Raw genomic sequence first — 21,785 nt, 5'->3', positions numbered from 1 at the left:
GCTTTCCGCCTTCCCTATTAATTCACAATTTAACTTTCCGAAGTCTCTCTTATGATGCACTTTTAACTTTCCACTTTAAACCCTAAATTTTCGCCTCTTCACTTCAACTTACACTATCTACCACCTCATTTTCTTCCCCCTTTTTTTTTAAATTTGCATCCATGAAATATCTTATAGTAGGCTTAGGCAATATTGGTCCTGATTATGCGCACACCCGCCACAATATTGGTTTCGATATTGCCGATGAATTAGTTAGAGATTTAAATGGAAGTTTCGATAACATCCGGTTAGCCTATTATGCAGAAGTAAGTTACAAAGGCAAGAAACTTCATGTAATTAAGCCAACTACCTTTATGAATTTAAGTGGGAAAGCCGTTAATTACTGGATGAAGGAACTTAAAATTGCGCCAGAAAATGTTTTGGTTATTGTTGATGATTTAGCGCTTCCACTGGGCAAGCTTAGGCTCAAATTACAGGGCTCTAGCGCAGGGCATAATGGGTTGAAAAGTATAGAAGAAGTATGTGGGGGACAAAATTACGCCCGCTTGCGCTTCGGTATAGGAAATGATTACCCCAAAGGCCGACAAGTAGATTTTGTTTTAGGTTTATTTGATAAAGAGGAACAATTGGAATTACCCGCTCTGATCGATAAAAGTGTCAACCTTATTAAAAGCTTTGTAACTGTTGGGGCTGCACATACTATGACTGCTTTTAATAAATGATACACCGCTATTATCAATAGGCTTAGCAAAATTTCGAATTCCAAACTTGTTTTAAGATAAGACCTAATCTCCTAAACCCACCTAGCGGGCTAAATACGCCAACCTAAATAGCCTTTGCATTTCAGGTACGCTATTACTTGGTTGTTGGGCAATCTCCAAATCGCGATGCTGTCATGCTGTCAGTAATATCTGGTCGTATTTTTTACATTTTATCAGTCTTTTATGCGGTTTAACTGCCAAAAACCAATTGGCACAAGCATTGTTTAATAGGTAGAAATTATAATTGTTAAAAAGAGAAATTAAAATACAATGGGAAAAATTATTGGAATAGACTTAGGAACAACAAACTCTTGCGTAAGCGTAATGGAGGGCAACGAGCCTGTAGTTATTGCGAACAGTGAGGGTAAACGTACTACGCCGTCTATTGTTGCTTTTGCAGAAAACGGTGAGCGTAAGGTTGGCGAGCCTGCTAAACGTCAGGCTATAACCAACCCAACAAAAACGATATATTCGATTAAACGCTTTATGGGTAGCAGTTACGATGAAAGCGCTAAAGAAGCTGGTCGTGTACCTTATAAAGTTATTAAAGGCGATAACAACACGCCACGTGTAGAAATAGACGACAGAAAGTATACTCCACAAGAGATTTCTGCAATGATTCTACAAAAAATGAAGAAAACTGCCGAAGATTTCTTGGGACAGGAAGTTACAGAAGCAGTTATTACTGTTCCTGCATATTTTAACGATGCACAACGTCAGGCGACTAAAGAAGCTGGTGAAATTGCTGGTTTATCTGTTAAACGTATTATTAACGAGCCAACTGCAGCTGCTTTAGCTTATGGATTAGATAAAGCGCACAAAGACATGAAAATTGTTGTTTTTGATTGCGGTGGTGGTACACATGACGTTTCTGTTTTAGAATTAGGTGATGGCGTTTTCGAAGTAAAATCTACTGATGGTGATACACACTTAGGTGGTGATGACTTTGATCACATTATTATCGATTGGTTAACTAGCGAATTCAAAACTGAAAACAGTATGGATTTAGCTAAAGATCCAATGGCGTTACAACGTTTAAAAGAAGCTGCTGAGAAAGCGAAAATTGAGTTATCAAGCACAACTTCTACAGAAATTAACTTGCCATACATTACTGCTGATGCTAGCGGACCAAAACACTTGGTGCGTACCTTGTCTCGTGCTAAATTCGAGCAATTAGCAGATAGCTTAATCAAACGTACTATCGAACCTTGTAGATCTGCATTAAAAAATGCTGGTTTAAGCACAAGCGATATCGACGAAATCATCTTAGTAGGTGGTTCAACTCGTATCCCTGCAATTCAGGATGCTGTTAAAGCTTTCTTCGGTAAAGAGCCAAGTAAGGGTGTTAACCCTGATGAGGTTGTTGCAATTGGTGCTGCTATCCAAGGTGGTGTATTAACTGGTGATGTGAAAGATGTATTGTTATTAGACGTTACCCCTTTATCATTAGGTATTGAAACTATGGGTGGTGTAATGACTAAATTAATTGAGTCTAACACAACTATCCCAACTAAGAAATCAGAAACATTCTCAACTGCGGCTGATAACCAACCTTCGGTAGAAATTCATATTTTACAAGGTGAGCGCCCAATGGCTGGACAAAACCGCACAATCGGTCGTTTCATTTTAGATGGTATTCCACCAGCGCCTCGTGGTGTGCCTCAGGTAGAAGTATCTTTCGATATTGATGCTAACGGTATTTTACACGTAAGCGCAAAAGACAAAGCTACTGGTAAAGAGCAGAAAATTCGCATCGAAGCATCTTCAGGTTTAACCGATGCTGAGATTAAGAAAATGAAAGAAGAAGCAGAAGCTAATGCAGCAGACGATGCTAAAGCAAAGGAAGAAGCTGATAAAATTAACGGTGCTGATGCCTTAATTTTCTCTACAGAGAAACAATTGAAAGAGTTTGGCGATAAATTGTCTGCTGACAAGAAAGCACCAATCGAAGCTGGCTTAGAGAAATTGAAAGCCGCACACGGTTCACGTAACTTTGCAGATATCGATGCAGCACAAGCTGAATTGCAAAATGCATGGAACGCAGCATCTGAGGAAATGTACAAAGATGGCGGCCAGCCACAACCAGGTGGTGAACAACCGCAAGCTGATGGTCAACCTCAAGGTGGTGGCGATAACGTTACCGATGTTGATTTTGAAGAGGTAAAAGAAGAAAAATAGTTTTTAGTCGGAAGACCAAAGATTATGAATATAGAAAGCGTTTCTGATTAAATTCAGGAACGCTTTTTTGATTTATGAGTTTTTTATTGCCAGGCATGAAGCAATTTTAATCGATTGTTGCTTAATCCAAATTTTTAGCAACTTCTTACGTATTTTCTTCTTTAAGGTTAAACTTCGTTTTTACGTGCTTCCGTCATTGCGAGGCACGAAGCAATCTTGTTGTGATTTTTACTTGATCAAAGTTTAATATGCGCTATTTCTTATTTCTCGTTCGAGTTGTTTGGGGATGGTATTCCAAATCATGCACCCTACCAAAAAATTTATTTAAAATAGTAATGGCTGGCCAAATTAACATTGGCGTAAAACGACTTAACATGTTTATACCATGGTTTTTAGGTAAAATATAATCCATTATTGCACCAAATAGAAATATTGCCGGAACAATTAATGTCCTCCACCTCGCCAATTGGCGCACTTTCACATCATTAAAGCCATTGGAAATTCTTCCCCGATGCTTAATTATATAGCTTAAGACGGCATAGTTTATTAATCCAGTAAAGGCAATATTTAATGAATAAAACCAAAAGGGTAGCGCAAAAGGCGTATTGTCGCTATAATAAGCAGAGCTGAAAGGCATCAAGATAATTGAGAACAAAAAAATGAAGTTCAGCCAGATTAGTCTATCATCATAATCTTTAATAAACGAGAACATTCTGTGGTGCGACCGCCAGTAAATGGCAATCACAAAAAAACTGATGATGAAGCCTATAAACTTCGGTGTAAGTGCTAAAAGTTGTGCAAGCATCTCGGTATTCGTCATGCCATGGTGAATTTCAGGAGCTTTAATTTCAATAATTAACAACGTAATGGCGATAGCGAACACTGCGTCGGTAAACAGAATCATCCGTTCTATTTGAAATTCTTTTTTTAGATCTTGGTGTTCTGACATACAATTTAAGTTAGGTTTCGGTCAATAATTTCCTGTAGCGATTGCTCACTGTAGAATAATTCGTGAAGTAATTTAAATTGATTTTTCGCCCTATCCAAATTTTGAGATTCATATTTTATTGGGTAGTAAATGTCGCCATTCAGGTAGTCAGTCAAAAATCTCAGTGCTTGCATATAAATCATATACTTACCCGAAAATAAAATAAGCTCCTTTTCGGTTTCGGTCAATATATTTTTCATTTCAGATAAATAACCTTTCATTGTAGCCTCAAAATAAGGAAGCCGGATTTTGATCTTCTTTAAATCTGTCTCGTTTTCATTACAGGCACAGAGATAAGTCCGCATCATATCGCCCAGATCAGAAATGAATTTGCCAGGCATAATCGTGTCTAGATCAATTACGCAAACCCCTTCAAAACCATCATGATGTAAGAGCACATTGCTGATTTTCGTATCATGATGCATTACCCTATCAGGAAATGCAGCGCTCTGCGCCCTGGTATTATAATAATCCAAAATGGGGCGATTAGCGAAGGCGAGACCAATTTCCGCTGCGGCAAGATCCTTCAATGCGTCAGTTGTTTTGTAAAATGCCTGCGTAAATTGATCGAAACGGAGATTCAAATCGTGAAAATGTGGTATAGTTGGCGTTAATTCTTCTACGGGAAATCCATCTAGCAACCTGCTTAACTTACCAAACTGCTTTGCAGCCTCGTAAGCTTGCTTTGGCTCAGTAAGCACATCTAAAGAAGTCGTATCAGGAATAAAAGGCAACACACGCCAATAGGCACCATTAACAATCGCCATGTCGCTTCCGTCTACGGTGTTAATGGGTTTTATAAATAGATAATCAGGGTATTTAAGGGAGAGAAAATTACCGATTGCCTTTATGTTCTTCGCTATCGCTTCAGGGTTCTTAAAAACATCGGTATTAATCTGTTGTAAGATGTGTGCGCTAGGCTTAGCTGGCTGAGAAAGCAAAAAGGTCCGGTTAATTAAACCCGAACCTATCTGTGAAATGTGAATATCTGGATGATATCCATATGCTTTTAAAACTTCGTAATCGAAATTTAATCCCATAGTTTGGTTGGATAAGTACCGTTCTTTATCAACTCATCAATAGAGTCTTGTACATATGGTTTATCTTCTTTATAAGTTACACCAAACCATTTATTGGATGTTGGTACCACCTGAAATGTTGCCTTATTTTCTCTTACCAAGCTTTCGCCAATTAGTGGAATAAAAAATTCTGCCTTTGGCTTATCTTTATTGGCCATGGCAAACTCTTTAAATAATTCTTCGGTAATTTTAAAAACAGCAGGGGTAAAGCCCCAAAAGTTCATTGAAACTGGTGTTTGAAAATCCAGTGGGAATTCCTCGCCATCTTCTTCATAGAAGATTTTACCATCTTTTGGATATACTTTTGTGCGCTCCACAATTTCTTCTAAATTACCGGCCGCGTCTACCTTGCATACACCTCTAGAAACTGCACCAAATTCTGAAAGCGTTTTACCGATTTCGTAGCCTATGATAGAGAAATTACTATCACTAACTTCAGTGTTAAGGAAATCAGCCATCTTTTTAAATGCATCGAAACCATAGTAATCATCTGCATTAATTACACAAAATGGTTCCTTAATTAGATTTCTTGCTGATAAGATAGCATGTGCCGTTCCCCACGGTTTTTCTCTGTAAATCTCCTCTTCGATACCAAACTGTTTAAGATCGAAATTTTGAAAAACATAGTCAACCTCAATCTTGCCGGCTAATTTTGGGTCGAAAATACCTTTAAAGTTATCTAAAAATTCTTCTTTGATGATGAATACAACTTTGCCGAAGCCAGCGTTTATGGCGTCGAAAATTGAGTAATCTATAATGGTTTCTCCGTTTGGACCGAATCCATCAATCTGTTTCATGCTTCCATAGCGGCTAGCCATTCCAGCTGCTAATATTAATAGGGTAGGTTTCATATTGCGAAATTAATAATTTGCTTGTTAATAGAGTATTGATTAAATTTTTAATGGTTAAAAGCCGAAGAGGCCACCTGTCTTCGATCTGGTTTTCTTACCAGTAAGCATGCCAAAAATTCCCCGTACAATTTCTTTTCCAATCTGGCGGGTGATGGTTGCACCCATAACTTGTTCGATAAGGGTTTTCTCTCCAGGCTTAGGCTTATTTTCCTGTGCTTGCTGTTTTTGTGTCTCCAGCTGTTGTTTTTCTTGCTCAATTGCCGCAGTTTGCTCGTTAATTCTCATGGTTAAGATCTCGTAAGCACTTTCCGGATCAATGGCGTCTTTATATTTTCCATACATGGTGCTGGCATGAATCGTTTTGTCGAAGTCTGCCGCATTAAGCGGACCCATTATTGCCCTTGGCGGGGTAAGCATGGTTGCAGAAACTTCAGTAGGAATACCTTTTTCGTTTAACACCGTAACCAATGCCTGGCCGGTTCCTAAGGAGGTAAGTACCGTATCTATTTTGTAAAAGTCAGATTTAGGGTAGGTATTTACCGTTTTTCTTAAAGCATCAACATCGTTAGGTGTAAATGCCCTTAGCGCATGCTGCATTCTATTTCCAAGTTGCCCCAACACACTTTCTGGAACATCTGTAGGCGATTGCGTACAGAAAAATACACCAATCCCCTTTGATCTAATTAGCCTGATAATGGTTTCAATCTGCTCTAGAAAAGCTTTAGATGAGTTTTTAAATAATAAATGAGCTTCATCGAAAAAGAATACCAGCTTTGGTTTATCCAAATCGCCTACCTCCGGCATTGTATTAAACAATTCTGCTAGCAAGCTTAGCAAAAACGTAGAGTATAGTACTGGCTGATTTTGCACATCGGCAATGTTTAGTAGACTAATTACGCCTTTTCCATCTACACGACTAAATAAATCCTCGATATCGAAGGATTTTTCGCCAAACATTCCGCCTAATCCTTGTTGTTCTATTGCAACAATTTTGCGCAAAATGGTTCCGGATGTGGCTGTAGAAATGCTGCCGTAACTGGCTTTAATTTCAGCTGCTCCAGCGCCTTCAGATAAATAAGATACCAATTTCTTCAAATCATTTAAATCGATAATTGGCATTTTGTTATCATCAGCATATTTAAATATAACAGCCATTACACCTGCCTGGGTGTCGTTTAAATCTAAAACTTTCGATAAAAGCGTTGGCCCGAATTCGAGAACCGTGGCCCGCATTTGGGCACCCAACTTTCCTGATAATGAATAAATCTCTAGTGGAAAGCCAGAAGGCGAAAATGGTTTATTTAATTGTTGTGCCCGCTCCTCAATTTTTGGGTTTACTGCACCAGGCTGATTTAACCCCGACAAATCGCCTTTAACATCAAGCATAAAAACCGGCACGCCCGCATCTGAAAGTTGTTCGGCAAGCAGCTGTAGCGTTCTTGTTTTTCCTGTACCGGTTGCTCCAGCAATTAAACCATGCCTATTTACCATTTTGAGAGATAAATTTACCTCGGCATCGCTGTAAACTTGTCCGTCTAAAATGCCAGCACCTAAATAAATGTACGAGCCTGTTGGCGCATAGGATGATTTTATTTTTTGGATGAATGAAGTAGAAGAATCGCTCATATTTGTTGGTTTGAACGCACAATTTAATAAACTAATCTTAAAGTAGGTGTGTACGTTACATGAATTCTTAGTGCAATTTTTTGCACAATCCCGCGTTTAATTGCTAATTAAAATGTTTATAATGGCTTATTTCCTTTTTTAGATTGGCAATTTCAAGTTGCATTATTTCCATTTGCCTTAACAAATGCGAAACCGCATGCAAACCCTCCAGGTTAATATCTAAATCTTGTGTTAATCGAACAAATTTTTCCAGCTTCAAAATTTCATCGAGCGTTAAAAAGATGCTTTTCTCTTTAACGACTGTACTAATCAGACCAAAATCTTCAAGAGAACGAATAAAATTCAACTCGATATGATGATGAATACAAATCTCATCTGCGGGTATTAAATTCTTTTTCATATGGCTTAGCTTTGAGAAAGTTGTAGAAATAATTCTTTTTGCTCGGCATTGAGATTGGTTGGTAATTTAACCCGCCAGTTGATATATAGATCGCCAAATTGATCGGCTTTTTTATATACCGGAAAACCCTTACCCTTTAATCGCAAACTGGCATCTGGCTGCGTACCCTCGGGTATTTTTATTTTAACCTTACCGCTCAGGGTTTCGATAATTTTCTCGCCTCCAAGTACAGCGGTATAAAGGTCTATCTCTTCCTGGATAAAGATGTCGTTTCCTTTCCTCTTAAATTTAGGGTGTTCGGCAATGTTAAATTGTATGTATAAATCGCCAGGCTGACCGTTATTCATTCCTGGTGCACCATAGCCAGCAAGCTTTATTTTCTGTCCATTTTCTACACCCGCAGGTATATTTATCCGCACTTGCTTACCATTTACGGTTAGCGTTTGCTTATGGGTATTGTATGCATCTGTTAAGTTAAGTTGCAATTCGGCACTGTAATCCTGCCCTTTAAAAGGCGACTTTCGACTGCTCCGTCCTCCGCCTCCGCCAAACATTGATGAGAAAAAATCCGAAAAATCATCGCCACCGGAAAAACTTCCACCGTAGCCATTCCCCTGCGATTGATATTGCCGCCTTTGTTGTTCTTGCGCATCTAGCTGATCGGCATGTTGCCAGTCTTTACCGTACTTATCGTATTTCTTCCGCTTTTCCGGGTCGCTCAGTACCTCGTTGGCTTCGTTAATCTGTTGAAATTTTTTATTCGATTCTTCATTGTTTGGATTTAAGTCTGGATGGTGTTTTCTGGCCAGCTTGCGGTAAGCCTTCTTGATGTCATCTATCGAAGCATCTTTCTTTAAATCCAGGATTTTATAGTAGTCTATGTAGTCCATAAGCTGATAACAATTATTTAAAACGAATGTTCGGCATTTAATAGTAAAATTGAGCTTGAAACCTAAAGGCTAATAATTCCAACCGTTTTTATACCAACTTTACGAGGAACACCAGCTCTACGAAAAATGCCCCGAATCTCGGGGCATTTGCATTGGTATTATTTTTTCTGCTTCACATATTTTTCCAACCATTGGTCTTCTTCCCATAAGGTATGAAGTATATTCTCTTTACCCCGGTAGCCATGCGCTTCGTATGGCAGGAAAACAAATCGAGTGGTTCCCCCTGCGCCCTTAATAGCGTTAAATAAACGTTCACTATTGATCGGGAAAGTACCTGGATTATCATCAGAATCGCCATGAATTAGCAATAATGGAGTCTTAATTTTATCAGCATAGCTAAATGGACTCATCTCGTAGTAGAGCTGTGGTGCTTGCCAATAGGTTCTTTCTTCGTTTTGGAAACCAAATGGTGTTAATGTTCTATTGTAGGCTCCACTGCGGGCAATTCCGGCGGCAAATAAATCGGTGTGAGCCAACAGATTAGCTGTCATGAAGGCTCCGTAGCTGTGCCCGCCAACTGCCATGCGTTTTTTATCGCCAACACCTAAATCAGACAATTTATTGATGGCTGCCTCAGCATTTAATTTCAGCTGTTCAATAAATGTATCGTTTGGTTTTTTCCCATCTTTAGCAACAATCGGCATTTCTGCATTATCCAAAATTGCATAGCCACGGGTAACCCAATAAATTGGCGAACCCCAACTGATAGTAGTAAACTTATCTTTCGATCCACGAATTTGTGCGGCATCCGCAGCGGAATTAAACTCCCTTGGATAGGCCCAAATTAGGGTAGGCAAGGGTCCATCTTTTGCCTTGTCATATCCCTTCGGCAAATATAAGTCGCCTGTTAAATCTACGCCATCGGCACGTTTGTAAGAAATTTTCTCTTTGCTAATACCCTCTAAAGATGGATATGGATTGCTGAAGTTAGTTATTGGCTGGTCGGCAATTCTTAACATCAAATTTTTGATGAAGTAATTCGGTACCATTTTTTGGCTCTCTTTACGCGTTAAGAGGACTAACTTATCGGCATCAATTACATCATTAACATACTCAAAAGTACCTTCATTGCAGCGCCAAATAATTTCATTCTTTTTTGTGCCGAGATCAAATTTGGCTAAAAATGGCAAATCGCCCTTGTCAGAAGACCCTACCTGGTTATTCATTAATAATTTGGTGCCATTATCAACGGTTTTTATCACCTGCCGACCGAATTTGTTTTTTACCGTTACCGGCGATCCAGGATTTCCATAGGCATCGGTTTGATTGCGGCTGTAAAGTTCTTCTATAGCGCCCGTAGTTGGATTGTATCTACTTACCTTACTGGTTTGCTTGCTTCTTAAACCTTCCATAACTAAGGCTAAGTTGGCATCACCCCATTGTATACCACGATAACGTGTTTGCGTTTTCAAGAGTTCTTTTTCGGTACCGCTAAATGGTGCGCTTAGCGCATACACTGCATCGTGATATGGTACGTTCTTTTTAATAAGACCGCTATCTAATGGTTTTGCCCAAACAATTGTTGCCGGCTCATCATCTCTCCAGTCGAAACCCCGTGGTACATTCTGCGTGTTATCGTATCCAGAAGGAGTACCTTCTGATGATGGTAAGGTTGCAATAACTTTTATAGTTTTTCCGGTCAGGTCTGTAATAGAGACAGTTGAAGGAAAACCGAAGGCGGATACCAGGTAAGAAAAAGGTTTGCGGATGGTTTCTACCATAAGGTAATTTTTATCTGGTGATAGATTTACCCTTGCATAAATGGCCGGTTTACCGATAGGTGTTTCTATTCCGCCAGTATTTTTTACCAATTGAGCAGTTGCAAAAAATTCAAACAGCTGCTCATCAAAAGGTGATTTAATCAAATCCTGGTAAGTTGCGCTTGGTGCGGCTTTACCTAGATTTTGTTGTATGGTAGGTCCTTTCGGCATTAAAGGCTTGGCTGGTGCTGCACTCGCTGGCTTTGTTACTGTTCTATAAATTAAAGAATTGTTATTAAGCCACATTAAGCCACTTCCTAATACCACATTCAGGTATTCCTTGTTTACTTTCATCGCTTTTTTAGTTGCAATATCTATGATGTATAAGTCAACACCTTTTTGAGTCGTATTTGTGAAAGCAATTTTGGTTTCAGCAGGATTCCAAACCATATTGCCTGCATATAATGGCGATGGTAAACCAAGCACCTGGCTGGTAACATTGGTTTTAATGTTCTTTAAGCTGAAGTTATTGATGTAATTCTGCCTGCTTGGCGAATAATTATTTGGATTTAACCTTAAACCTGCAATACGATACTCAGGCATGGCTAACTCTTCTACTGATGGATAAGAATTACGCTCGCTAAATAAGATCCACTCTGCTTTACCATCAATACTTACTGCAGGAGTAGGTTTGGCCAGTAATAAATCGGCAATTTCTTTAGGTGGAGATTGATAGCTAATGGCATCTTGAGCGGCAACTGGTAAAGATGCACAACTCCCTGCCATTAATAAATAGAGGTAAAATTTCTTTATCATGTTAAGTTAGTTTATTTGATGATGAATGATTCAAATATTGCAAAAATTAAAAGCACACAGGGTAACTTCTTTCTTACATATTTGAGTTTGTAAAGCGATATAAAGGAAATCCTTTCTACAATTGGGGATATCTTTGCTGAATCGCCTCGGCAGAATTGAAAACCATTTTCTTCAGAATATCTCCATCAACATCGCTTAATTTTTTAATATAGATACATGCCTTTCCACTTTTATGTTTTCCAAAAACCTGCAGCAGCTCTTCCCGATCTTTAAACTGCGATGAAAGATATATCGCTATTGCATCCTTTCTGGGCGAAAAGCCTGCTAATGGAGCATCGCCTTCGCGGCCACTCTCGTATACATAGTGGTAACTCCCAAAGCCAACTATTGCATCTCCCCACATCTTGGGAGGAAAGCTAAGGGCTTCTTCCATTATCAAGCAAAGTGCAAATGCGTCTGCTCGCTTCTGCTCGTCAGAAACCTTATTTAGAAAGTTGCTTACACTTAGGTTATTTTCAGTTGTTTTATTCTGTGCCATTTGTTTTAAGGTTGAGTAGATTGATTAAAGTAAAGTTATGGTCAATAGTTAAATTAATCTTTTCAGCAATCAGATATTCTGAGGTTTGTATGCGTAAATATACGTTTTTAGAAAAGGTGTTTTCCGCATATTAACTAGTATTTTTACAAAAAAGCACGCAAAATATTGATCCAAGTCAAATAATGCGCATACTTTATACAAGTCTATACGATTTTTTATAGATTCGTATTGTCAATCGTCCCCGATATTGATTTAATTTAATTTTTACATTTTAAAAATTAATTATCTCGATGACAACACAAACAAAACACGGTGAGATTTTAGAGCGCATAGTGCGCCGAGATCGCATGGGAATTAGCGAACTTTCAAGGAAACTGAATGTGAGCAGAAGAACAATTTACAACTGGTTTGGCCAAGACAGGCTAAGTCATGAAGTAATTTGGCAGATTGGAAATTTACTTGGCCAAGATCTTTCTGTATCATTTCCCGATGTTTTTCCGAAAGGGAATTCCGAAACCGAAAACCTCGTCGCCGCTGCCGGCAAACAATCCAACGATTCAACATCAGTTTATTTCTGGATGAATAAGTACATTCATCTGCTTGAGAAGTATAATGATTTATTGAGCGTTGAAGAGCAGCAAGCCCACACAGAGCATCAGCACAAAACGTTGCCTTTAAGAAACAGACGAACAGAAAGTTTTATGTTTCAATAGCATCTTTTACTGATGAAATCTAGATCGTTGTAAAAATATTCTTACCAGTTGATCATTGCTAAAAAGTTTCATGCGCCTGTCTTTACCGGCGCATACATCCTAAACATTAATGCAAACATCCCTATCTAACTGGAGTAGATATTTACAGAGAAATTTTGGTATAGTTCTAACAAACGAAACGCAGATATTATCCACTTGGTTTTATCTACATTAATCCGCTTTCAAATAATACGCTTAGCGTGAAGCAAAATGAATAGCCACCTACAAAAATAGGTGGCTATCTTTTTTCAGGTGAGGCCTGTATGGTGTGCCTGCCCTCCGCGGATTACCCGCTCACAGGACTTTTTTTGCTGGATGTTTTAATGCTAACAATTTAAATAAATGTTGGTTTGCTTACGCGAAATAATTTTACACATTCTGTTAATAATGTTAATAAAAAAGCACTGAGCAAACATTTATTAATGTTGTTGGTTTTGTAAAACATAATGCAATCTTTGCATTTCAACAAACGTACTTAGTTCTCGAAATGAGAAAGTAAGCATAAGTTAAATTTGATTTATTTTTTTAAAGCATATTTTCACCTGTCATCCTATTTTGTCGAATGAGTCGTCCGCCATATCTATTAACTAACGAAGAGCTGCTCGAGGTATACAACCTCACTTATACTGCCACTGCCATACACGTTACAGAAGACGCAATTATACAAGAAGCGAACGATGCAATGCTCAGAATTTGGGGTAAAGACCGAAGCGTTATTGGCAAATCGCTCCAAGATGCATTGCCCGAACTTAAAGGCCAGCCTTTTATAGAAATGTTTAAGCGTGTTTGGAATGAAGGACTCATAATTGCTGGCGAAGACACCCCCGCAGACTTGGAAATAGATGGTCAAATCAAAACATTCTATTTCGATTTTGAGTACCGGGCAGTTAAAAATAATGATGGTAAAGTAATCTGTATTCTTCATACCGCACTTGATGTAACCGAAAGGGTGCTAAAAACCAAGGCTATCCAACGGGCTGCTGAAAAAGAAGCTGCCTTAAATCGAGAGCAAGCATTAAATGAAGAATTAGCAGCAACCAATGAAGAACTATCTGCCACCAATGACGAATTACAGCACACTCAAGAGCGCCTTAGTGCACTTAACTACGAATTAGAAGATCGAGTGCGTGCCAGAGTAAATGAGCTTTCTGAGAGCGAGAAGCGTTTTCAAACCATGGCCGAAGCCACAGATATTCTGATCTCTGTTAGCGATGAATTTGGAAATGCACTTTATTTTAACAAACCCTGGGTTGCGCTTACAGGAAGATCGATTCAGGATTTTCTGAAATCTGGCTGGATTGATTTGATCCATCCAGACGATAAACAAAATTATGTTGACGTTTATTTTTCGGCACTTGAAAAAAAGGCACATTTTAGCGCAGAATTTAGGTTGCTATCTAAAGGTGGAGAGTACAGGTGGATCTTGGTAAACGGACCTCCTCGCTTAAATGCCGATGGCAGCTTTGCCGGTTATATTTCGGCAGGTGTAGATATTACAGAACGCAAAATTATTGAGCTGGAAAAACAAAGTTTAAGTGCTTTGGTAGATGCGAGCTCAGAATTCATATCACTGGCCAACCTAGATCAGCAGATGGTTTATGCTAATCCGGTAGCGCTAAAAAAACTCGGCTGGAATTCTGTTGAAAATCGGTTTCTGATAGATTGCGTTTACCCTCCAGATCGAGACTTTGCAAAAGTTGCACTATCGAATTTGGCAGAATACGGTATATTCAGATATGAAATAAGGTTTTGGAATGAAAAAACAGAGAAGCCTTTTTGGATTAACTGGAATTGCTTTTCAATATTGGATGAGTTATCAAGCGAGGTGAGTGCCATTGCAACCATCGGACCAGATATTACGGAAAGAAAACTCTACCAGGAAGAGTTACAAAACGTTAATGAAGAGATGGCTGCAGCAAACGAAGAACTTGCAGCTACCAATGAGGAACTGGCGGCCACTAACGAAGAGCTTGCTCAAACACACAACGATTTAGTACAATACATTAAAAAATTATCTGATAGCGAGGAAAAACTGTTTCAGGCAATAGAAACAGGGAAAATGGGTACCTGGAGTATTGAGCCACATTCCTTAGATCTTTCGCTATCTAACTTCGTTAAAGACTTTTTGGGGATAGCTACACCTGGAAAAGTTTCTGTAAAGGAGGTTATGAAGGCGGTTCAGCCAGTATACCACCAAATTTTGTACAACGCCTATCACAATGCAATTACGTACCGAACGGCAAGTGACTTAGAATTTGTAATAAATAATATTCTAACCGGTGAAGAAAAATGGGTAAGAACCACCGGAAAGGTCTTCTTAAATCAATCAGGATACATTGAAGAATTTTCGGGTATGTTTATGGACATTACCGAGCGTAAACTTGATGAACTGAGAAAGAATGATTTTATTGGCATGGTAAGCCATGAATTAAAAACTCCGCTAACAGCCATAAATGGATTTGTTCAGGTTTTACAACGAAAAGCCAGGCTTGGTGAAGATCATTATTCAGAATCTGCATTAGATAAAACACACATCCAAATTAAGAAAATGACAACCATGATAAATGGTTTCTTAAACGTCTCCCGATTGGAATCTGGAAAGCTCCTCATTGATAGAACAAGCTTTCGTTTAGACAATTTGCTTAGGGAAACGGTAGATGAAACTTTCATTTCGCCTTCTACACACAAAATAGTTCTAGGCTTGGCATGTGATGTTACTGTTAATGCCGACCGTGATAAAATAGGAAATGTGATATCAAACTTGCTGAGCAATGCGCATAAATATTCGCCAAATGGCACTAGCATAGCCATAAACTGCCAGGTTGTTGATAGAGAAGTAATAGTAAGTGTTAAAGATGAAGGAATTGGTATTTCTATGGATGATGCCAAAAAGCTTTTCGAAAGGTACTACAGGGTTCAAAGTAACCACACCATTTCGGGCTTTGGTATTGGCTTATATTTAAGTGCCGAAATAATTGAGCGTCATAATGGTAAAATTTGGGTAGAAAGCGAAGGGGGGCAGGGCTCCACTTTCTACTTCTCACTTCCTATTGAGTAAAAAAAGGGGTAGACAAAAGCCTACCCCTATATCTAAACCCAAACATGCGCTCAAACATGAATGAATTATTTGTTAAACAAAAGTATATCATCTTGGTTTGATCTGGCTATTGTTTTGTTAACAATCTTGTTGTATTCAAATCTTTTTTGCCATCAAAATATTTTTTTAGTACCTGATTAAACACGACATCGGAAGTAGCCAGGGAAGCAAAAAGTGTCATTGATGAATGAAGCTTTAAATAATCTGGAAAGCCAAAAATATCCTTGGCGGTTTTATCATTGTGTTCTAAAACTGCTTTCGACACGCTAATTAATCTTGATCCTAGTATTGGGTGACTGAGGTATCCCTGTGCTTCGGAAATATCTTTGATGCCATAATATTGTGCAGTTTCGCTACGCCCCAATCCCTCAAGTTGGGGAAATATATACCACATCCAATGGCTCTGCTTCTTTCCGGCTGTTAGTTCTGATAATGCCGCATCGTAATTTTTCTCTTGCGCAATGATAAATCTTTCCAGGTTATAGATCATAAATAATTAACAGATGCCATTTGCGATGGTTTGCAAGTTTTTCTTTATCTTAATGCAGGTTTGAAGGTACGCTCTTAATGCTATCTTGGCTTATGGTTTGACTAATCAATACGGAATGGATGCTTTAAACAAAAATTTACCTTGCAAATGTGTGGTAATAGACGATGACCCCTTAAGTATAAACATACTTTGTAAACATATCGAAAACATCGGAAACCTAACCGTATACAAAACCTTTTCAGATCCGCTTTCGGGATTACTTGAAATTTCTGAGCATGATGATATCGATTTTCTATTTCTTGATATCAGGATGAATATTTCCGGCTTAGACGTAGCACGGGTGCTAAGAGACAAAGTAAGGTTTCTAGTATTCGTAAGTTCGCACAGCGAGTATGCGATCGATGCTTTTAGTGTGCATGGAGATCGTTTTTTGACAAAGCCAGTATCATTTGAAAAATTACGTGATGTAGTAGCTGAAATCTTAGTTAGAGAGCAGAAAAGGTTCAATTTACTTTAGATCAAAGTTTGCAAAACAATTTCGACTTTTTTTGATTGTGTTTAAATGATTTGGGATAGTGTACGCTTTGGGTGCATCTTTCCTACTATTTAATTCAGTTAAATGAGCGAACAGCATAAGTTACAACGGATAGCGATTCTTGGAGGGGGCCCTGCTGGCCTCTTTATGTATAAAAGATTTGTAGAGTCTGATCTGCATCCTCTCGAAATCGAGATTTTTGAAAAGAAAGATTTTCTGGGTTCTGGAATGCCTTACAGTACAGATGGTGCCAGCGAAGAGCACATTACAAATGTGTCTGATAATGAAATACCAATCATTTTCAGTTCCATTGAAGAATGGATTAAAATTGCGCCAAAAGAAATACTGGAACGGTTCAATATCAGTATCGATTCTTTTAACGAGTATAAAGTTTTACCTCGTCTGTTTTTTGGCGAATATCTCTCTGCGCAATTTAAATTGTTAAATGATGCCGCTACAGGAAAAGGAATAACCACCAAAATCCATTTAAACACAACTGTTACCGATCTTATAGATGATAAGCGGAAGAAAAAAGTTGGTGTTAAGGTAGGCGAACAAGAAGTAATTTTTTTTGATAAGGTAATTGTTTGCGTTGGCCATTCCTGGCCTAAAAAGCATGAGGGCAAAATTCCTAATTATTTCGATTCACCATATCCGCCGAAAAAAATAGCAAAACGATTTAACTATCCGGTAGCCCTAATGGGATCGTCATTAACGGCTATAGATGCCATTAGAACGCTGGCTAGAAATAACGGAGAATTTATTCACCAGAACGATGGAAAATACAAATTTGTTTTAAACGAAAATAGCAGCAAATTTAAGATTGTAATGCACTCCAGAAATGGATTATTACCTGCTATTAGATTCCATTTGGAAGACTCTCACCTCGGTAAAGATACTACCTTAACCCGGGCACAGATGTTGAGAAATACCAATAAGAACGAAGGATTTATTTCTTTAGATTATGTGTTTGAGAAAAATTTTAAAGATCAATTTAAGGAAAAAGATACGGCATTTTACCACAAGATAAAAGACTATACGCTCGAGGAGTTTGTAGATGCAATGATGTCTTATCGTGAGAATTTACCTCCATTTGGCTTGTTTAAAAAAGAGTATGAAGAGGCTGAAAAATCGATCGCAAAGCGAGAATCTATTTATTGGAAAGAGGCGTTGGCGGTACTGAGTTTTACTATGAATTATCCGGCTAAATACTTGAGTGCTGAAGACATGCAACGCTTGCAAAAAGTATTAATGCCACTGATCTCAATTGTTATCGCTTTCGTTCCTCAGAGTTCTTGTAAAGATTTAATGGCACTTCATGATGCCGGAATCCTGGAGATTAACGCAGTAGGCGAAGATAGTTACGTAGAGAACCTACCAACAGGTGGAATAAAATATCATTACACTACAGATGCTGGAGAAAAGGTCTCAGAAAAGTATAAAGCTTTTGTAAACTGCGTTGGTCAACCACACTTATCTTTCGATGATTTTCCATTTCAAACTCTGGTAAAAGAAGGTACAGTTAGCCCTGCTAAACTGAAATTTAAATCGAACAAAGCAGGTAGACAACAAATGGAAAATGGGAACGAATTAGTGGAGAGAAATGGCCGGGGAACATACTTTTTACGGGTGCCTGGCATAACAATTAACGATTCCTTTCAGGTAATCAGTAACAAAGGGAAAGCTAACGAGCGGATTTATATGATGGCAGTGCCTTATATTGGCGGTTATAATCCAGATTACTCTGGCATTGATTTTTGCGAAGCTGCATCGCTTGAGGTGTTATACAGCCTTAAAGGCAAAAAAAATCCCGAAAATTAATTTCGGGATTTTTTAGTTTTATTTCATACTGTCATTAATCTTGTTAATCATGGTCAGGTGGCCCTGTACCACTGGAGCGGTCTTGCTTGCAAACGCTTTTAAATCTGCATCCTTAGCATCTTTAGCTTCATCTTCCATTAGCTTAAGGGTAGCTTTATGGCCATCCATCATCGCACTAACATAATCTTTGTCAAAATCAGCGCCGGTTTTTTTGCTTAAGTCATCATACTTTTTTTGATGATCTTCATCAACTGTGGTTGGCAAAGTGATGTTTTTCATTTTTGCAATTTCAGTGAGCTCTGCATTTGCATTGCCATGGTCTGTAACCATCATTGTAGCAAATTCTTTTACCTGGGCATTTGTGCTTTTCTGAAGCGCAAGTTTGCTCATTTCAACTTCGGCCATGCCATTTACTGCCGCGGTAGTAGCAAATTTAGAATCTGCATCGTCAACGGCTATACCACCTGTTGCGGCTGCATTCATGGTAGTATCCTTGCTCATGTTCAAACTGTCTGCAGTTTCTTTGGCGTCTTTACCGCCACTATTACAGGCCTGGATGGCCATTGCAGATGTTGCAAATACCATTGCATAAATTAACTTTTTCATATTATCGGTTTTTGATATACCTATAACAACATGAATCGCAACGAATAGTTTGCCTGGCTTTAAACCTCGGTAGGGCAGATGTACTATAATTTATCCAATTTAAAGTAGCCGAGTCTAATTTCGTCTTCTACCATTTCCTCTGTTGGGGAGATATGAATCCGGTATTGATCTTTATAAACCGGGCTCAAAATCTCTTCTACCCGATAGATGTCATCAATATCTATCCCATATTTCTCATCGATGTGCGAATTAGCACCTTTTATAGAATTTGTTTTAAAGAAAACAGTCTTCTTAGCATCTTGTATGGCTGTAGCCCGATCATCTTTTACACTTAAAACAATATAATGCTGTTCTGCCAGCTTTCCGGCCTGGTAACCGCCTAAGTTGGTAAAAAAAAGCTTGTGGTTATTGGCTTGCACCTCTGCCGTTCTAGAAATTACTTCTATCTTGAAACCTTCCACGCAATTTACTTCACGCCAACCATCTATGTGGATACTTGCCCCGGCTTCTGGCCAAAAGGACTTAATTTCTGGCACCAGATCCTTAAGTGATGTACCTATGCCGAAAAAATAATCGTGCTGCTCTACATTTCTCTTGGGGGCTTTTGAGCCCAATAAAAGCATATATAATTTAAGTTTGTTCGTTTCTTCGCCCATTATAATTTTTTATTAATAACCCATTACCGCAATTATGGTTTAAAAAATATCTAATTTGTTAGCGAGGGAATTTATTGTGTTTAAGCTCGATTTTTAGATCTTTTATTTGTTCTTGCGCCTGTCTGTTTTCTAGATAAAAATAAAGGGCAAAGCCCAGAAATATTTTTCCAAGGATGAATACCGCGGCAAAAACCAAACGCCAAGATTTATGAATGCGCATTTGGTTTGATTCTGATTCTACCTCGATAAAGCGTTCCTGCTTTTTATAGTCGTTATGGGTGGTGTAGTCTTTTTGGATAAATTCTTCTATATGTTGTTCGCGTAAACGAATTTCATTTATTTCATTTTCGATTTTAGCTAATATCCCAGGAGGTGGCTCAATAGCCATGCTGTGGGCCATCACTTCCATATCGTATTCCAGTTTGGCTAATTGATGTGCAAATTCCGGATGCTGCTTTTTCAACATCAGAACTTGTTCAACTTCGTCTTCGGTGGCAATCCCCATCACATAGGTTTCCATCAGGCCACTTTCTATTAACTTGTTAATTTCCATTTGCCCTCCTCATTTTATCTATTGATGATTTTAATTGAATACGTATTTGGTGCTCTTCCTTACCTAGTATGTTTGCTAAATAGGATATCGATTTTCTCTGGTGATAAACCGAATGGAAAATTAACTTCTCCTCAGCAGATAAATAATTCTGATCGTCTCCCTTGCCCACAGATGAACTGATATTTTCTTCCCCGATATACCCTGAAGCTAAGTCAAGTTGCTCAAGATGACTTAGCGCATGCTGCCTCAATTGCAACCAGGTGCTTGTAATGTTTTCAGAATTTGATTGTGTTATCAATACAAACGATGTTAATATTTTTACCAATTGTTCTTCAGTTTTTTTCGGATCCTGAATTACTCCGCTTATAAACCCTAGAAGCATACTCGCATATTTATCATATAAAATACGAATATCTTTAGGCGCTGTTTTCGGGACGTTTAAAATAGCGTTTGACATTAATTATCGGGGATGCATCTGTAAAACTGCAAGGTAAGGCCAATAATTGGATTTACATTATAAATATATCATTTGTTTATGTATTTTCCACATGAGTTACTGTCTTAAGAATATTGTAAAATGAAAATTGCAACCTATAACGTAAATGGTGTAAACGGCAGACTGCCTGTTTTATTACGCTGGCTGGCGGAAACCAAGCCAGATGTGGTCTGTTTACAAGAACTGAAAGCCCCGCAAGAGAAATTTCCCTTACAAGCAATTAGGGATGCAGGATACAATGCGATTTGGCAAGGCCAGAAAAGTTGGAATGGTGTGGCTATTCTGGCTCGTGGTTATGAAATTAAAGAGCTAAGAAGAGGTTTGCCAGGAGATGATGAGGACCTGCATAGCCGATACATAGAGGCTTTAATCAATAATGTGGTTGTTGCATGTTTGTACCTGCCTAATGGAAACCCATCGCCCGGACCAAAATTTGATTATAAAATGGATTGGTTTAAGCGTTTGACTAGTCATGCAGAGAAGCTATTAACATTTAATTTGCCTGTAGTGTTAACTGGTGATTTCAATGTAATGCCGACTGAAAAAGATGTTTATAAACCAGAACGTTGGGTTACAGATGCACTTTTCAGGCCTGAAGTTCGGGAGGCATTTAAAGACCTGGTAAATTTAGGATGGACAGATGCCATTCGAAAGCTGTATCCAACAGAAACCATTTATACCTTTTGGGATTATTTTAGAAATGCTTACGGAAGGGATGCCGGATTAAGGATTGATCACTTTTTACTCAGTCCGCAGTTGGAAAGTCGCCTGGAAAAGGCTGGAGTAGACAAGCATGTTCGTGGTTGGGAAAAATCTAGCGACCATGCACCAGTATGGATTACCCTTAGCGACGAAGCATCTGGCGAATAGACGCGTACTAAGGTGCGTTTAA

At 38.6% G+C, this 21,785-nt stretch carries 20 protein-coding genes; 7 read left to right on the top strand and 13 right to left on the bottom strand.

Annotated elements, in window-relative coordinates:
- The first annotated feature begins 161 nt into the window (after window positions 1–161).
- Entirely contained in the window at window positions 162–722 is a 561-nt protein-coding gene (gene pth / locus OQ268_RS01235; protein WP_265854239.1) for an aminoacyl-tRNA hydrolase, read from the top strand.
- 309 nt (window positions 723–1,031) lie between these two features.
- Window positions 1,032–2,939: a molecular chaperone DnaK gene (gene dnaK / locus OQ268_RS01230; protein ID WP_265854238.1), complete on the top strand. Its 1,908-nt coding sequence runs from the start codon at window positions 1,032–1,034 to the stop codon at window positions 2,937–2,939.
- 253 nt (window positions 2,940–3,192) lie between these two features.
- Here dnaK and OQ268_RS01225 read toward each other — a convergent pair whose 3' ends face one another.
- The 8 genes from OQ268_RS01225 to OQ268_RS01190 all read right to left on the bottom strand — a co-directional run bounded on the left by OQ268_RS01225 (window position 3,193) and on the right by OQ268_RS01190 (window position 11,887).
- Window positions 3,193–3,888: a TMEM175 family protein gene (locus OQ268_RS01225; RefSeq protein WP_265854237.1), complete on the bottom strand. Its 696-nt coding sequence runs from the start codon at window positions 3,886–3,888 to the stop codon at window positions 3,193–3,195.
- Between the two features lie 5 nt (window positions 3,889–3,893).
- Window positions 3,894–4,967, bottom strand: a complete 1,074-nt coding sequence (locus OQ268_RS01220; protein WP_265854236.1) for a phosphotransferase enzyme family protein — start codon at window positions 4,965–4,967, stop codon at window positions 3,894–3,896.
- Window positions 4,958–5,857: a nucleotidyltransferase family protein gene (locus tag OQ268_RS01215; RefSeq protein ID WP_265854235.1), complete on the bottom strand. Its 900-nt coding sequence runs from the start codon at window positions 5,855–5,857 to the stop codon at window positions 4,958–4,960. Before OQ268_RS01215 ends, OQ268_RS01220 begins: the two co-directional genes overlap by 10 nt.
- 54 nt (window positions 5,858–5,911) lie before the next feature.
- Window positions 5,912–7,483, bottom strand: a complete 1,572-nt coding sequence (locus OQ268_RS01210; protein ID WP_265854234.1) for a helicase HerA-like domain-containing protein — start codon at window positions 7,481–7,483, stop codon at window positions 5,912–5,914.
- Between the two features lie 103 nt (window positions 7,484–7,586).
- Window positions 7,587–7,883 carry a chaperone modulator CbpM gene (locus OQ268_RS01205; protein WP_265854233.1) on the bottom strand — a complete coding sequence of 99 codons (297 nt, stop codon included), beginning with the start codon at window positions 7,881–7,883 and terminating at the stop codon, window positions 7,587–7,589.
- Between the two features lie 5 nt (window positions 7,884–7,888).
- Window positions 7,889–8,773 carry a J domain-containing protein gene (locus tag OQ268_RS01200; RefSeq protein WP_265854232.1) on the bottom strand — a complete coding sequence of 295 codons (885 nt, stop codon included), beginning with the start codon at window positions 8,771–8,773 and terminating at the stop codon, window positions 7,889–7,891.
- A 158-nt stretch (window positions 8,774–8,931) separates the two neighbouring features.
- The gene (locus tag OQ268_RS01195; protein WP_265854231.1) at window positions 8,932–11,349 is read right to left on the bottom strand and encodes an alpha/beta hydrolase family protein; all 2,418 of its coding nucleotides are present in this window, start codon (window positions 11,347–11,349) and stop codon (window positions 8,932–8,934) included.
- Between the two features lie 115 nt (window positions 11,350–11,464).
- A complete protein-coding gene (locus tag OQ268_RS01190; RefSeq protein ID WP_265854230.1) occupies window positions 11,465–11,887 on the bottom strand; it encodes a DUF1801 domain-containing protein in 423 nt (140 codons plus the stop codon).
- Window positions 11,888–12,177: 290 nt separating this feature from the next.
- Here OQ268_RS01190 and OQ268_RS01185 point away from each other — a divergent pair, with 290 nt between their 5' ends.
- Together OQ268_RS01185 and OQ268_RS01180 are read left to right on the top strand one after the other, a co-directional pair.
- The gene (locus tag OQ268_RS01185) at window positions 12,178–12,600 is read left to right on the top strand and encodes a helix-turn-helix domain-containing protein (RefSeq protein WP_265854229.1); all 423 of its coding nucleotides are present in this window, start codon (window positions 12,178–12,180) and stop codon (window positions 12,598–12,600) included.
- 601 nt (window positions 12,601–13,201) lie between these two features.
- Complete coding sequence (locus OQ268_RS01180; RefSeq protein WP_265854228.1) at window positions 13,202–15,697, top strand: PAS domain S-box protein; 2,496 nt, start codon at window positions 13,202–13,204, stop codon at window positions 15,695–15,697.
- Between the two features lie 106 nt (window positions 15,698–15,803).
- On the opposite strand, the gene OQ268_RS01175 is transcribed toward OQ268_RS01180, so the two are convergent.
- Complete coding sequence (locus OQ268_RS01175) at window positions 15,804–16,226, bottom strand: DUF1810 domain-containing protein (protein WP_265854227.1); 423 nt, start codon at window positions 16,224–16,226, stop codon at window positions 15,804–15,806.
- A gap of 115 nt (window positions 16,227–16,341) precedes the next feature.
- Between OQ268_RS01175 and OQ268_RS01170 the strand changes: the two genes are divergently transcribed.
- On the top strand, window positions 16,342–16,743 hold the full coding sequence (locus OQ268_RS01170; protein ID WP_265854226.1) for a LytR/AlgR family response regulator transcription factor: 402 nt from the start codon (window positions 16,342–16,344) through the stop codon (window positions 16,741–16,743).
- 102 nt (window positions 16,744–16,845) lie between these two features.
- Entirely contained in the window at window positions 16,846–18,582 is a 1,737-nt protein-coding gene (locus OQ268_RS01165) for an FAD/NAD(P)-binding protein (protein WP_265854225.1), read from the top strand.
- Between the two features lie 18 nt (window positions 18,583–18,600).
- On the opposite strand, the gene OQ268_RS01160 is transcribed toward OQ268_RS01165, so the two are convergent.
- The 4 genes from OQ268_RS01160 to OQ268_RS01145 form a co-directional block, all read right to left on the bottom strand.
- Window positions 18,601–19,188, bottom strand: a complete 588-nt coding sequence (locus OQ268_RS01160) for a DUF4142 domain-containing protein (RefSeq protein WP_265854224.1) — start codon at window positions 19,186–19,188, stop codon at window positions 18,601–18,603.
- An 83-nt stretch (window positions 19,189–19,271) separates the two neighbouring features.
- Window positions 19,272–19,844, bottom strand: coding sequence for a DUF1543 domain-containing protein (locus OQ268_RS01155; RefSeq protein WP_265854223.1), 573 nt, complete (start codon window positions 19,842–19,844; stop codon window positions 19,272–19,274).
- 58 nt (window positions 19,845–19,902) lie between these two features.
- Window positions 19,903–20,397: a hypothetical protein gene (locus OQ268_RS01150; RefSeq protein WP_265854222.1), complete on the bottom strand. Its 495-nt coding sequence runs from the start codon at window positions 20,395–20,397 to the stop codon at window positions 19,903–19,905.
- Window positions 20,387–20,854 (bottom strand): hypothetical protein, encoded by a 468-nt coding sequence (locus OQ268_RS01145; protein ID WP_265854221.1) that lies wholly within the window; start codon window positions 20,852–20,854, stop codon window positions 20,387–20,389. The genes OQ268_RS01150 and OQ268_RS01145 overlap by 11 nt, the downstream gene beginning before the upstream one ends.
- Before the next feature lie 120 nt (window positions 20,855–20,974).
- Here OQ268_RS01145 and xth point away from each other — a divergent pair, with 120 nt between their 5' ends.
- Window positions 20,975–21,763, top strand: a complete 789-nt coding sequence (gene xth / locus OQ268_RS01140) for an exodeoxyribonuclease III (RefSeq protein WP_265854220.1) — start codon at window positions 20,975–20,977, stop codon at window positions 21,761–21,763.
- The last annotated feature ends 22 nt before the right edge of the window (window positions 21,764–21,785 follow it).

It is taken from the genome of Pedobacter sandarakinus (genome assembly GCF_026240095.1).
Classification (GTDB): domain Bacteria; phylum Bacteroidota; class Bacteroidia; order Sphingobacteriales; family Sphingobacteriaceae; genus Pedobacter; species Pedobacter sandarakinus.
Note: the sequence above shows the minus strand (reverse complement) of the source record. Positions and strands in the feature narration are given on the sequence as shown.